Here is a 12,986-nt window from a genome sequence, read left to right on the forward strand (position 1 = left end):
GGAATGATGCGGCAATATGAGCTTGTTGAGCGGGTGCAGAAGTACAAGCCCGATGCCAACGAAGCGCTGCTCAACAAGGCCTACGTCTATGCGATGCAGAAGCATGGTCAGCAGAAACGCGCCAGCGGCGACCCCTATATTTCCCATCCTCTCGAAGTTGCCGCCATTCTGACCGATATGCGTCTGGACGAATCGACCATCGCGGTCGCTCTTCTCCACGACACGATCGAGGATACGACGGCGACGCGCGCCGAGATCGACGAATTGTTCGGCGAGGACATCGGTCGCCTGGTCGAAGGGCTGACCAAGATCAAGAAGCTCGATCTCGTCACCAAGAAGGCGAAGCAGGCGGAAAATCTCCGCAAGCTGCTGCTCGCAATTTCCGACGATGTCCGCGTGCTTCTGGTGAAGCTCGCCGACCGTCTGCACAACATGCGCACGCTTGACCACATGTCGCCGGAAAAGCGCGCCCGCATTTCCGAAGAGACGATGGAAATCTATGCGCCGCTTGCCGGCCGCATGGGCATGCAGGACATGCGCGAGGAGCTTGAAGAGCTCTCCTTCCGCCACATCAATCCCGAGGCACACGATACCGTCACCAAGCGGCTGGAAGAGCTGTCGCGGCGCAACGAGGGTCTCGTCAAGAAGATTGAGACCGAGCTGCGCGACCTGCTGGTCGCAAACGGCCTTGCCAATGCCATGGTCAAAGGCCGGCTGAAGAAGCCTTACTCGGTCTTCCGCAAGATGCAGTCGAAATCGCTCTCCTTCGAGCAGCTTTCGGATATTTACGGCTTCCGTCTTCTCGTCGACGACATACCGTCCTGCTACCGGGCGCTCGGCATCGTGCACACCCGCTGGCGCGTCGTTCCCGGCCGCTTCAAGGACTATATTTCGACACCGAAGCAGAACGACTATCGCTCTCTGCACACGACGATCGTCGGCCCTTCCAGCCAGCGCATCGAACTGCAGATCCGAACGAAGCGCATGCACGAGATCGCCGAATTCGGCATCGCAGCCCATACGCTCTACAAGGACGGCACGAACGGCAACGGCAATGGCGACGGCGAGCTTTTGTCGCGGGAAAGCAGCGCCTATTCCTGGCTGCGGCATACGATCGAAGCGCTGGCCGAGGGCGATAGCCCGGAAGAATTCCTCGAACATACCAAGCTCGAGCTGTTCCAGGATCAGGTCTTCTGCTTCACGCCCAAAGGCAAGCTGATCGCGCTGCCGCGCGGCGCCACACCGATCGATTTTGCCTATGCCGTCCATACGAATATCGGCGACACCACAGTCGGCGCGAAGATCAACGGCCGCATCATGCCGCTGGTAACGCGGCTGACCAATGGCGACGAGGTGGAGATCATCCGATCCGGCGTGCAGGTGCCGCCGGCTGCCTGGGAGGAGATCGTCGTGACCGGCAAGGCGCGCGCGGCCATTCGCCGTGCGACCCGGCTTGCCATCCGCAAGCAATATGCCGGCCTCGGCCACCGCATTCTCGAGCGCACCTTCGAGCGTGCCGGCAAGGTCTTCTCGCGGGATGCCTTGAAGCCTGCCCTGCATCGCCTCGGTCAGAAGGATGTGGAAGACGCCATCGCCGCCGTCGGGCGAGGGGAGATGTCGTCGCTCGATGTGCTGCGCGCCGTTTACCCCGACCACCAGGACGAGCGGGTAACCGTCAAGCCGGCTGGCGACGAAGGCTGGTTCAATGTCCACAGCGCTTCCGGCATGATTTTCAAGATCCCCGGTAAGAACAAGGCCGATCTCGCTGATGGTGTCGAGGCGCCGCCGATCCGTGGTCTCGCGGCCAATGTCGAGGTGCATTTCGCACCGACGGGCGCCGTCCCCGGCGATCGCATCGTCGGCATCATGGAAAAGGGCAAGGGCATCACCATATATCCGATCCAGTCGCCGATCCTGCAGCGGTTCGACGACGAGCCCGAACGCTGGATCGATGTGCGCTGGGATCTGGACGAGGCCAACAAGTCCCGTTTTGCCGCTCGCGTCCTGATCAACGCGCTGAACGAACCCGGCACCCTGGCCAAGGTGGCGCAGACCGTTGCCGATGTCGACGTCAATATCCGCGTTCTCAACACGGTTCGCGTTGCTGCCGATTTCACTGAGATGGCGCTGGACGTCGAAGTCTGGGATCTGCGCCAGCTGAACCAGCTTCTGGTGCAGCTCAAGGAGCTCGATTGCATCGCGACGGTAAAGCGTCTTTACGACTGACGCCGCGCGGCGTCGCGCTCGATCCGGTGCAGGCTGCATATTTTGTGATCATTTTATGACCAGAAACGAGCAGCTTTCCGGATAGATGTGCATAGAGCGCATGGCTGCGTCTATTTTAGAGAGGTGGTAATTAACCTCGGTCGCGCCTATCTTCTGGTCATCGAAGAAATGAAACAGAGATGAGAGAAGACAATGTTTAGCCCGATCAAGAAAATCGCCCGTGCCCTGCGCGTTCCGAGTGTTGAAGAACGTGAAATGGCATATCTGAATGGCTCGCACGACCGTTTCGATCTTGAATATCGTCAGCGTCAGGTCGACCGCGGTCTGTTCCGCCAGCGTTAATCGCTGCCAATACTTATAAGACCAGGAGGGCGCGTCGCTGTTGCGCCCTTGGAGCATCCCGATACTGCGGGATTGCTTCCTGTAAAATGAGAGAGCGTCCGGCTTTCTGCAGCGCAAGCGGGCGACGTTCCCAAAAAGGGCCGCACTTTCGGTTCTTAATCAGTGCGTGATCCGCTGGCCGGTCTTGTCACGACGGCCCCCATTGCACTAGATAAACCGCATGTTATTTCGTCGCCGAAAACCACTGACATTCAAGGAAAAACTGCGGGAGCACCTTTGGCCCCGCAAGGGTTTCGTTCGCTCATTCCAATATTTCGGCAAGCGCCTCGTTCGCCTTGCTGCTTCGCCGCATTCAATTGCGGCCGGATTTGCCGCGGGTATCGTCGTGTCCTGGACGCCGTTCATCGGCGTGCATTTCGTGATGGCGATCATCATCGCCTATCTGGTCGGCGGTAATGTCATCGCTTCCGCGCTCGGCTGTCTGGCCGCCGGCAATCCCATTACCTATCCCTTCATCTGGGCTTTCACGTGGGAAATCGGCCATCTGATCCTGGCGCGCGACAGCGGCGGCAGCGGCGCTACCGGCATCGATCTGCCGGCGCTGTGGCACAAGGGCGATCTCCTGCAGATTTGGGATCCGGTTTTGAAGCCGATGCTGATCGGCGGTATTCCGCCGGCGATTGTCTCAGGCGTCATCGTCTATGCGCTCACCTATTACGGCGTGAAGACTTTCAAAACGCGCCGCAAGGAACGGCTGATGGAGCGCGCGCGTGAGCGCATGGCGCTTGCCGACAACGCGTCGAGCGTCTGACGAGCCTGACATCGTCCAGGCCGCCGGGAGGGCCGTATCATGATCATCGGTATTGGTAGCGATCTCATCGACATCCGCCGCGTCGAAAAGACGATGGAGCGTTTCGGCGCTCGCTTCACCGAGCGCTGTTTCACCGACATAGAACGTGCCAAGTCCGAGCGGCGCAAGAACAAGGCGGCATCCTATGCCAAGCGCTTTGCCGCCAAGGAGGCCTGCTCCAAGGCTTTGGGCACCGGATTGGCGCAGGGCGTCTTCTGGCGCGACATGGGCGTCGTCAATCTACCGAGCGGCAAGCCCACCATGCAATTGACCGGTGGTGCGGCCGAAAGGCTGGCTGCCATGCTGCCCAAAAATCATCGTGCCGCCATTCATTTGACGATAACGGATGATTTCCCTCTTGCTCAGGCCTTCGTAATCATTGAGGCGCTGCCGATAGAGGGTTGAATCGCTGCTAGATGTTGCTTTTGGCGCCAGTGCCATTGCCGCCGTGATATGAAGCGAGTAGAGAGTGCCTCAATGCAAGTTGCGCCGGTGGGGTGCGAAAAAGGAACAAGACTGCGTGTCCGAGAAAGCCGTTAAACAGCAGAACGCCCTGTGGGAGAACATCAAGGTCATCGTTCAGGCGCTCGTCCTGGCCATGGTCATCCGCACCGTTCTCTTTCAGCCATTCACCATTCCGTCCGGCTCGATGATGCCGACGCTTCTTGTCGGCGACTATATCTTCGTCAATAAGTTCGCCTATGGCTACTCGAAGTACTCGCTGCCGTTCTCGCCGAACCTCTTCAGCGGCCGCATCTTCAGCAGCGAGCCGAAGCGCGGCGACGTCGTCGTCTTCCGCTTCCCGCCGAATCCCGATGTCGACTACATCAAGCGCGTCATGGGCCTGCCTGGCGATCGCATCCAGGTGAAGAACGATATTCTCTATATCAACGGCCAGGCCGTCCCGCGCGAGCCACATGGCACCTTCTCGTCGGATTACAGCCAGGAGCCGGGCGATCACATCCCGGTCTATAGCGAGCGGTTGGCGGACACCGGCAAGGTCTACGACACGCTGGATCTTTCGCCGAATTCGCGCGGCGACAACACGCAGGAATATGTTGTTCCGGCGGGACATTATTTCATGATGGGCGACAACCGCGACAATTCCGACGACAGCCGTTTCGATGTCGGTTATGTGCCGGCTGAGAACCTGATCGGTCGCGCCAGCGTCATCTTCTTCTCGCTCGGTCACGATACGTCGTTCCGGGAAATCTGGAAATGGCCGACCAACATGCGTTGGGATCGCCTCTTCAAGGTTGTCGAATGACGAAAGTGCAGGCCCTCTCGCAGGCGGATCGTGCTAAGCTTGAAGCTGTGATAGGCCACGAGTTCGCCGAGAAGGATCGTCTCCATTGGGCGCTGACGCACGCCAGCGCCCGCACGCACAAGACGAGCAATTACGAACGACTGGAGTTTCTCGGCGACCGGGTTCTCGGCCTGTGCATCGCCGAACTTCTGTTCCGGACCTTCGGGACGGCGACCGAAGGGGAGCTTTCCGTCCGATTGAACCAGCTGGTCAGCGCCGAGACCTGCGCCGAGGTCGCCGACGAGATGCAGCTGCATCTTTATATCCGTACCGGCGCCGACGTGAAGAAGCTGACCGGCAAGCGCATGCTCAACGTGCGCGCCGATGTCGTCGAAAGCCTGATCGCAGCCCTTTATCTGGATGGCGGCCTCGAAGTGGCCCGCACCTTCATTCTGCGTTATTGGGAGCGTCGGGCGGTTCGGCCCGATGGCGCAAGGCGCGACGCGAAGACGGAATTGCAGGAATGGGCGCATGCGAAATTCGGCGTCACCCCGGTCTACAGGGTTGATGATCGCAGCGGACCGGATCATGATCCCCGCTTCACGGTGACCGTGGAAGTGGCGGGAACCGCGCCCGAAACAGGAATTGAACGCTCCAAGCGTGCGGCCGAACAGGTGGCGGCGACGCGGATTTTGGAGCGCGAAGGTGTATGGCAGTCTCAGTCGACTGAGAAATGACTGCCTAGAGCATTTCCAGGAAAAGTGCGTAGCGGTTTTCCGTCCGGAATGCGGAAAGAACAAGAACAGAGCATTTCCAGGAAAAGGGCGCAGCGGTTTCCATCCGGAATGCGTAAAGAAACAAGAAGATAGAGTTTTTTCGCGATTCGAAGAAAAGCGGAAAGGCTCTAGAAACGACGGAAAAGATGACCAATCAGCAAGATACGCCCGCCGATGATGGTGCGGTTGAACATATCGGCCCGACGCATTCCGGCTTCGTGGCTCTCATCGGCCCGACCAACGCCGGCAAGTCGACCTTGGTCAACCGGCTCGTGGGTGCCAAGGTTTCGATCGTCAGCCACAAGGTGCAGACGACGCGCGCAATCGTCCGCGGCATCGCCATCCACAACAATGCGCAGATCGTTTTCATGGATACGCCCGGCATCTTCAAGCCGCGCCGCCGGCTCGACCGCGCCATGGTGACCTCTGCCTGGGGCGGCGCCAAGGATGCCGATCTCATCATGCTGCTCATCGATAGCGAGCGTGGTTTGCGCGGTGATGCCGAAGCCATCCTGGAAGGGCTGAAGGAAGTCCCGCAGCCGAAAATCCTCGTCCTCAACAAGATCGACCGCGTTCGCCGCGAGGATCTGCTCGCGCTCGCCGCCGCTGCCAATGAGAAGGTCGCCTTCGACCAGACCTTCATGATCTCAGCCGAGAACGGCTCCGGCTGCGACGACGTCATGGATTATCTGGCAAAGACCTTGCCGGAAGGCCCCTGGTATTATCCCGAAGACCAGATCTCCGATCTGCCGATGCGGCAGCTCGCCGCCGAAATCACGCGCGAAAAGCTGTTCCTGCGCCTGCATCAGGAACTTCCATATTCCTCGCATGTCGAGACGGAAAAGTGGGAAGAGCGCAAGGATGGCTCCGTTCGGATCGAGCAGGTCATCTATGTCGAGCGCGAGAGCCAGAAGAAGATTGCGCTGGGCAAGGGCGGTGAGGCGATCAAATCGATCTCGACCGCATCGCGCAAGGAGCTCTCCGAGATATTGGAGCAGCCTGTGCATCTCTTTCTCTTCGTCAAGGTACGCGAGAATTGGGGAGACGATCCCGAGCGCTTCCGGGAAATGGGCCTCGACTTCCCTCGCTGATGGAACTTCGCTTCGCTGAATGCTTTATATTGCAACAGTTTATCGGGCACATTGCCTGAGCTGATGCAACTCAGTGGAGCGTTTCATGGCGAAAGCGGCGACGTATGCGTCGCGACCGCCATGCGAGCAATGTCCGTTGCGATCTCTCCCGCATTTCCGGGAATTCGAACGCGATGAGCTCAATTTCGTCAGCGGTTTCTAGAAGGGCGAGCTGCTTGTCGATGCAGCGCCACGATCTTCCTCGAGGGTGCACATAGCGCCCATCTCTTCACCATCCTGTCCCGCTGGGGCTTTCGCTATAAGACGCTTGAGGACGGCCGCCGGCAGGTTCTGAACTATGTGATGCCTGGCGATCTGATCGGGTTGCAAGGCTCGATCATGGGGGAGATGCGTCATTCGACGGAAGCGCTCTCGCCGGTTTTGCTCTGCGTTTTCGAGCGCACGGAATTGATGACGCTTTACAATTCCTATCCGTCACTTGCATTCGACCTCACTTGGATTGCGGCGCGCGAAGAACGGATATTAGATGAGCATCGAGCGCCGATCGGCTCACGAACGGGCAACCTATCTCATTGCCTATCTCTATCAGCGCGCCAGCGCACTTCGCCTGCTCAAAGGCAGCAAGATCATTCCGATCACGCAGCGGCATGTTGCCGATACGCTCGGTCTCTCCGTCGTTCATACCAATAAGACATTGAAAAAGTTGGCTGACCGAGGACTGATTCTCTGGCAGGAGCGCGGTTGCGGCGTTCTGGATGCGAAAGGTCTCGCAGATATGGCGGGCTGGGACGGACTTGATTCGGGCAAGCGCCCCCTTCATTTGATGACAATTATTGTTACCGGCGACATGTCTTTTTTTAATATCGGCCTCAACTGTATCAGCTTAGATTACTATTGCCGTCACTTTTCGACCAGTTTCACCCTTTACTAACCCCGGCGGCAAAAGCGATGGGAGCACGATGACGAGCCCATAGTCCCGCATTGTAAAAAGTGCGAAGCGGGTTGTCGGCGAAGTCATGTCATAGCAGACCGAGCCAGAACGGATGGGAGAAAACCATCCATTCAATACGGGCCGATGATCGGCGCCGGAGGGATAGATGTGGAATTTCTTAATGGAGCGCACCGCTCGGCGCACGCATGCATGGATGGCGTTGAAATGACGTTTCAACGGGTCCTAATTCTCGAAGACAATCTCATTATTGCGATGGAGGCGGAGGAAATACTGCGTCTTGTCGGGATTGGGCAAGTCGAGATCGCCTCGAATCTGGAACAGGCGGTCAACGCCATTCATTCCGATAACTATGATTTTGCGATGCTGGACGTCAATCTCGGGGAGTCGACAAGCTTTGGCTTTGCCCGTCTGCTGATGGATCGGGGAATCGCCTTCGGCTTCGTCAGCGGCTACCCCGACACACTCGATTTCCCGCCGGACCTGCAGCATGTGCCGCTTTTGAACAAGCCTTTCGACGAGCAGTCCATGCGCCTCTTTGTTCAGGCGCTGGCGGAGGCCGGCAAATCCTCAGCCATGTGACAGCCGCTGCCATTTGTCCTAAACTCGAATCGCGACAATCCTCTTGAGGCAGACCAGCCGATGCAGTGGCAGGACCACGCGATCATCTTGGGCGTCAAGCGCCTTGGAGAAACCAGCGTCATCGCCGAGGTGATGACGCGGGCGCGGGGCCGGCATATGGGCATGGTGCGAGGAGGGCGATCTCGCTCCATGCAACCGGTGCTGCAGGCCGGCAATCTGGTCGAGGTGACCTGGCGTGCGAGGCTGCATGAGCATCTTGGCGAATTCCGTATGGAGCCAGTCGCGCTGCGAGCGGCGCGGCTGATGGAGACTGCGACTGCTGTCTATGGCGTGCAGGCAATGGGCGCGCTTCTGCGGCTGCTGCCGGAGCGCGATCCGCACCCGCATCTTTACGATGCGCTCGATGTCATCCTTGAAAATCTGCAGAACCCGGCGGATGCCGGTGAACTCTTCGTGCGCTTCGAACTCGCCGTGCTGAACGATCTCGGCTTCGGCCTCGACCTGACCGAGTGTGCGGCGACAGGCATACGCGAAGACCTTGCATTCGTCTCGCCAAAGACCGGGCGGGCCGTCTGCCGTGCGGCGGGTGCGCCATGGGCCGACAAGATGTTGGCCTTGCCGCCTTTCCTTGTGGCCGGAGCCGTGGTCGCGGCCGATAGCGAAAGCCTTTCAGCGGCCTTCCGGCTGACGGGCTTCTTCCTGCATCGCCATGTCTACGAGCCTCGCGGCATTCAGATCGCCGCGGCGCGCGATGGCTTTATTCAGGCGGCATTGAAAGCGTTGAATGCGGCATCCCTGGAAATGCCGCAGGAGCGGCCGGCCGCTGCCGCCAAAATATAGAGCATGATCCCGTAAGTGCGCAGCGGGCAAGATCATGCTCAAGGCATGATTCCAAGCGGAAAGACCGCTCGCTTCAAACAGCCATGTTCGACGCCGCCGACATCACCTCCCGTGGGGCGGGAATGCCGAACATATGACGACCGGCCTCTTCGGCCTCGGTGAAGCACCAGCGGATGACGCCATCCCGATCGAGCAGGAATTCGCCGACGAGCTGGCCTTCGCCTGTGGCAACCATATGTTTGTCGTCCTCCGTGATTTCATAGCCGTCCGCCTTGTCGAGGAACTCCATCGCTGTCATCGGATCCATAGGCTGGGGAAGTTCGCCCGGCATGTCGAGGCGCATCGACCGCACGGCACTTATGCCGACCTTACGCGGCCAGTCGGTCTCATCCTCGGTGAACTGGACATTCGGCAGGCCGAAGGCCCTGTGCGATACCCGCTCCGGATCGGAAGCGGCCAGCAGATTGGGAAGCGGATGGTACCGAAAGTAAAGCCGGGCGCGTTCGATCGGTGTGTTGACGACGGTCAGGCTGTCGATGCCTTTCTCCTGCAGGGCACCCGTGAGTTCGGACATCGCGGCGATCTGACGGCGGCAGAAGGGACAATGCAGTCCTCGAAACAATCCCACAAGCACCGGCCTCTGGCCGCGAAAATCGTCGATGGCGATCTTGCCCTGGCGAGTGATCGCATCCAGCACGACATTCGGCGCGCGATCTCCCGGCTGCAATGGTCTTTCGGTGTGGTTCTCCTGCATGTTTCGTTCCTCCCTTTATGTGCTTGAATTGGTTCTCCCAACAGATCTCCGGCGACCGTCACAACGAGGACAGTCAGTCGAGAAACGGCAAGACGACGAGCGTGCCTGGATCGAGGTTGTGGCGCACGCATACATCCTGCGCCAGCGTGAAGAATCGCTCCGCCTCGGCCAGGTCGTCATGTTCCAGGCTTAGTGTCGCCAAGCCATCATAGCATGGAAACAGCAGTTGCGGTTCATCGATTTCCTTCGCAACCTCAAGGGCTTCTTCATAATATTTGCGCGCGAGCTTCGGCTGCCCGTGACATTGATGGATCTGGCCGAGAACGATCAAGGGGACTGAAAGGTGGTCGCGCTGATCGAGCGCCCGGTCTATTTCCACCGCTTTCTCGGCTGCCGGCACACCCTCGGCGGCGCAGCGGTCGGTAAAGGTACAGCAGGAAACGGCGAGGTTGGCGAGGAGACGCGCCTGGAAGCCGAGATCGCCGATGCGGGTCGCGACCTCCAGCCCGCGCCGGCAGATCCTGATGGCGTTGGCTGGATCCACAATAGTGTAGAGCACGCCGAGATTGGAATAGGCGCGACAGGCGGCACTTTGGAGATCGGCCTTTTCGGCGACGGTGAGGCTGTGCTCCACTTCCTGCACGGCATCGCGGCGGCGGCCAAGCCGCGCAAGCGCTACGCCCTTGGTGTTCAGGGCCTCCGCCATGGCGCGCGCCGCCTCTCGTCCGGACTCGGTCGTTCCGTCAAGGGGGAGCGTTTGCAGGCGTTGTAGGGCCTGCGTCGCCCATTCTGCTGCTGCCGCCTGGTCGCCCATGCGGAAGGCAAGATGGCCGCGCTCCTGCAGGAGATGCGCGTGTTCGACCGGCGCATCGATCGTTGCAATCATGGCTTCCGCCTCGGCGCAATGCGCCTCCGCTTGATCGCGACGCCCCGCCTCGAGATGCAGCCGGCCGATTTTGCGCAATATCCTCGCTGTCGCGATCCGATCGTCTCCTGTGCGATAGATCGCTAGCGCTCGCTGATAATGGTTCAACGCGGCGTCGCGGCGGCCGGCGGGGCCGCAGAGATCGCCCAGACGCTCCAGCAGCGCCAATTGTTCCGGTGCCACCTCCGGCTCGTTTTCGAAGGCTGCGAGCGCCTGGCGGTAAAGGCGCATCGCGTCGTCATTGGCGTAGGTCTTGCGTGCGAGATCGCCGGCCGCCATCAGATAGGCGGCCCCCTTCGTCTTCTCGGTGGTCAGGCTGAAGTGATGGCCGAGTTGCGCCAGATGCTCGGGCCGGTCCGGCACCGCGCCATATTGGCGTTCCAGAACCCGGCCGATCCGGTGATGCAGCTCCATGCGCCGTTGCAGCAGGAGATTATGGTAGATGACGTCGTGCAGCAAGGACTGGCTGAAGCGGTAGGTGGGAGAAGCACCGGCATCCGGCCCGCGTAATTCCTCGATGATATCGGCATCGCAGAGATAGTCCAACGCGGCGTCGATGGCAGCCGGTTCGGTGACGACACTGCGCAGTAGAGCGGTGTCGAACTTCGGGCCGACCACCGCCGCCTCCTGCGCCAGCCGTCTGATCTCCTGCGGAAGACGATCGACACGGGCGAGCAATAGGGCCTGCAGATTGACCGGAATATCGACATCCGTCTCTTCCGCCGCGATTTCCCAACGCAGGCCGTCATTGTGCAATCTGCCCATGTCGATCAATCCCCGAAGGATCTCTTCGATGAAGAGCGGATTGCCACCGGCACGATCAAGGATGCGCTTACCCATCGCGGCCGGCAGCTTGCCATGGCTCCCGCCGAAAAAGGCAGCGAGCAGCTTCTGCCCGTCGGCTGCGATGAGCGGACCGAGACGCTGCACGGTAACGCTGACGCGGTTGGAGTCCAGCGGATCGATCTGCGATGTCGGCCGGTAGATCGCAAGTAGCATCAGCCGGCTGCGCTCCAGCCGATCCATCATGAAGCGAAGCACTTCCAGCGAGGCGGCATCAGCCCAATGCAGATCCTCGATGACAAGCAGCAGCGGACCTTGCGCCAGCCGCCGCTCGAAGACGGTGCGCACCGCATAGAAGATCTGCCGGCGCAATTGCTCCGGCTCGATGTGCCGCAGCGCTCCGCTCGGATCGCCGAGACCGAGGACATGCAGAAAGAGCGGCAAAAGCCCGTCGACATCTTCCTGCGTGAGATCGAGCGCGCGGAACCCCGTCGCCAGCAATTGCCGTGTCCTGTCGAGATTGTCGCGCTCGCCAATGCCGTAGGCACTGCGCACGACCGCGGCAAGCGTCCCATAAGACTGTTCGCCGAGAGGCGAGCAGGTCGCTTTGCGGATGGCAAGACCCTGAAAGCGCTCCGCATTGCCGGCAATTCTAATGAACTCGTTGACCAGCCGCGACTTGCCGATACCTGCGTCGCCGATGAGGCGGACGAGTTGTGCCGCACCGTCGCAGGCAAGGTCGAGGCAGGCCAGCAGTCGCGACAATTCCGTATCCCGTCCGATCATCGGTGCCTGAAGGCCGAAACTCTCGAGGCCGCGTGCCGTATGCGGCGCTTCCAGCGGTCCCGTCAGCCGATGGACAAGCACATTGCCGCTTTTGCCGCGTAAGGCTTGGGCGCCGAGATTTTCGAAGGCGAAGGCATGGCGGGTAAGGCGATAGGTCAGCGGCCCGACGAGAATATCGTTTTCGCCTGCCATGGATTGCAGGCGTTGGGCAGTATTCACCGTGTCGCCGGTCACGGAATAGGATTTTGTGCTGACGGCACCGAAGCCGCCGGTGACGACGGGGCCGCTGTTGATGCCGACATGCAGACGCAGCGGCACGCCGGCACGGGGTTGCCAGCGCTCGCCCACCCGCGTCGCCCGATCGATCATATCGAGTGCTGCGTTCAGTGCCCGCACCGGATCGTCTTCATGAGCAACCGGCGCGCCGAACAGAGCCAGCAGCGCATCGCCGACGAACTTGTCGACGAAGCCGCCATAAGCCTCGACGGCCTGCGTCATTTCCTCGAACAAGTCGTTCTGCAACACCCGCATGACTTCCGGATCGATCTGCTCGCTCAATGTCGTGAAGCCGCAGAGATCCGCAAAAAGCACGGTTACCGGCCGCCGGTCGGCATCGCCGTCAGATTTTGTCGGTGTAGTCTCGATGTTGGGCTTGGCAGCGGGTAGGACTTTGTCGGAAATCGCGGCGCCGCATTGGGGACAGAAGGCAAAATCAGGCTGGCGGGGATAGCCGCATGCGGCGCAAGCGATAGGCTGCCTTGCCCCGCATCGCGGACAGAAAGCAAAGCCGCTCTGAATATCGAAACCGCAGCCGGCGCACTCCATCGGACGCACCT

Annotated in this window: 11 protein-coding genes and 1 pseudogene; 10 read left to right on the top strand and 2 right to left on the bottom strand. The window is 60.1% G+C overall.

What is annotated here, in order from left to right:
- The first annotated feature begins 3 nt into the window (after positions 1–3).
- The 10 genes and pseudogenes from GA0061102_RS17455 (at position 4) to recO (ending at position 8,902) form a co-directional block, all read left to right on the top strand.
- Complete coding sequence (locus tag GA0061102_RS17455) at positions 4–2,226, top strand: RelA/SpoT family protein (RefSeq protein WP_092851427.1); 2,223 nt, start codon at positions 4–6, stop codon at positions 2,224–2,226.
- Between the two features lie 192 nt (positions 2,227–2,418).
- Positions 2,419–2,568: a DUF3563 family protein gene (locus GA0061102_RS17460; RefSeq protein WP_081615336.1), complete on the top strand. Its 150-nt coding sequence runs from the start codon at positions 2,419–2,421 to the stop codon at positions 2,566–2,568.
- A gap of 220 nt (positions 2,569–2,788) precedes the next feature.
- Positions 2,789–3,379, top strand: coding sequence for a DUF2062 domain-containing protein (locus GA0061102_RS17465; protein ID WP_092851429.1), 591 nt, complete (start codon positions 2,789–2,791; stop codon positions 3,377–3,379).
- A 39-nt stretch (positions 3,380–3,418) separates the two neighbouring features.
- A complete protein-coding gene (gene acpS / locus GA0061102_RS17470; RefSeq protein ID WP_092851430.1) occupies positions 3,419–3,823 on the top strand; it encodes a holo-ACP synthase in 405 nt (134 codons plus the stop codon).
- 115 nt (positions 3,824–3,938) lie between these two features.
- Positions 3,939–4,685 (top strand): signal peptidase I, encoded by a 747-nt coding sequence (gene lepB, locus GA0061102_RS17475; protein WP_092851435.1) that lies wholly within the window; start codon positions 3,939–3,941, stop codon positions 4,683–4,685.
- Positions 4,682–5,401 (top strand): ribonuclease III, encoded by a 720-nt coding sequence (rnc, locus tag GA0061102_RS17480; protein ID WP_092851440.1) that lies wholly within the window; start codon positions 4,682–4,684, stop codon positions 5,399–5,401. The genes lepB and rnc overlap by 4 nt, the downstream gene beginning before the upstream one ends.
- A 185-nt stretch (positions 5,402–5,586) precedes the next feature.
- A complete protein-coding gene (era, locus tag GA0061102_RS17485) occupies positions 5,587–6,531 on the top strand; it encodes a GTPase Era (protein ID WP_092851443.1) in 945 nt (314 codons plus the stop codon).
- Between the two features lie 85 nt (positions 6,532–6,616).
- A pseudogene (locus tag GA0061102_RS17490) lies at positions 6,617–7,345 on the top strand (Crp/Fnr family transcriptional regulator); the annotation flags it as partial.
- A 261-nt stretch (positions 7,346–7,606) separates the two neighbouring features.
- Positions 7,607–8,062, top strand: a complete 456-nt coding sequence (locus tag GA0061102_RS17495; protein ID WP_245298041.1) for a response regulator — start codon at positions 7,607–7,609, stop codon at positions 8,060–8,062.
- Between the two features lie 60 nt (positions 8,063–8,122).
- Complete coding sequence (gene recO, locus GA0061102_RS17500) at positions 8,123–8,902, top strand: DNA repair protein RecO (protein ID WP_092851445.1); 780 nt, start codon at positions 8,123–8,125, stop codon at positions 8,900–8,902.
- 73 nt (positions 8,903–8,975) lie between these two features.
- On the opposite strand, the gene GA0061102_RS17505 is transcribed toward recO, so the two are convergent.
- Positions 8,976–9,656 carry a peroxiredoxin-like family protein gene (locus tag GA0061102_RS17505; protein ID WP_092851448.1) on the bottom strand — a complete coding sequence of 227 codons (681 nt, stop codon included), beginning with the start codon at positions 9,654–9,656 and terminating at the stop codon, positions 8,976–8,978.
- A 73-nt stretch (positions 9,657–9,729) separates the two neighbouring features.
- Complete coding sequence (locus tag GA0061102_RS17510; protein WP_092851450.1) at positions 9,730–12,975, bottom strand: adenylate/guanylate cyclase domain-containing protein; 3,246 nt, start codon at positions 12,973–12,975, stop codon at positions 9,730–9,732.
- Positions 12,976–12,986 lie beyond the last annotated feature (11 nt).

The organism is Martinezella miluonensis (assembly GCF_900094545.1).
Classification (GTDB): Bacteria; Pseudomonadota; Alphaproteobacteria; order Rhizobiales; family Rhizobiaceae; genus Rhizobium; species Rhizobium miluonense.

What these genes read in the sequence shown, in the direction of transcription:
- GA0061102_RS17455 (WP_092851427.1), top strand. Translation starts at nt 4, where the DNA reads ATGATGCGGCAATATGAGCTTGTTGAGCGGGTGCAGAAGTACAAGCCC.
- GA0061102_RS17460 (WP_081615336.1), top strand. Translation starts at nt 2,419, where the DNA reads ATGTTTAGCCCGATCAAGAAAATCGCCCGTGCCCTGCGCGTTCCGAGT.
- GA0061102_RS17465 (WP_092851429.1), top strand. Translation starts at nt 2,789, where the DNA reads ATGTTATTTCGTCGCCGAAAACCACTGACATTCAAGGAAAAACTGCGG.
- acpS (WP_092851430.1), top strand. Translation starts at nt 3,419, where the DNA reads ATGATCATCGGTATTGGTAGCGATCTCATCGACATCCGCCGCGTCGAA.
- rnc (WP_092851440.1), top strand. Translation starts at nt 4,682, where the DNA reads ATGACGAAAGTGCAGGCCCTCTCGCAGGCGGATCGTGCTAAGCTTGAA.
- era (WP_092851443.1), top strand. Translation starts at nt 5,587, where the DNA reads ATGACCAATCAGCAAGATACGCCCGCCGATGATGGTGCGGTTGAACAT.
- GA0061102_RS17495 (WP_245298041.1), top strand. Translation starts at nt 7,607, where the DNA reads ATGATCGGCGCCGGAGGGATAGATGTGGAATTTCTTAATGGAGCGCAC.
- recO (WP_092851445.1), top strand. Translation starts at nt 8,123, where the DNA reads ATGCAGTGGCAGGACCACGCGATCATCTTGGGCGTCAAGCGCCTTGGA.
- GA0061102_RS17505 (WP_092851448.1), bottom strand. Translation starts at nt 9,656, where the DNA reads ATGCAGGAGAACCACACCGAAAGACCATTGCAGCCGGGAGATCGCGCG.
- GA0061102_RS17510 (WP_092851450.1), bottom strand. Translation starts at nt 12,975, where the DNA reads ATGGAGTGCGCCGGCTGCGGTTTCGATATTCAGAGCGGCTTTGCTTTC.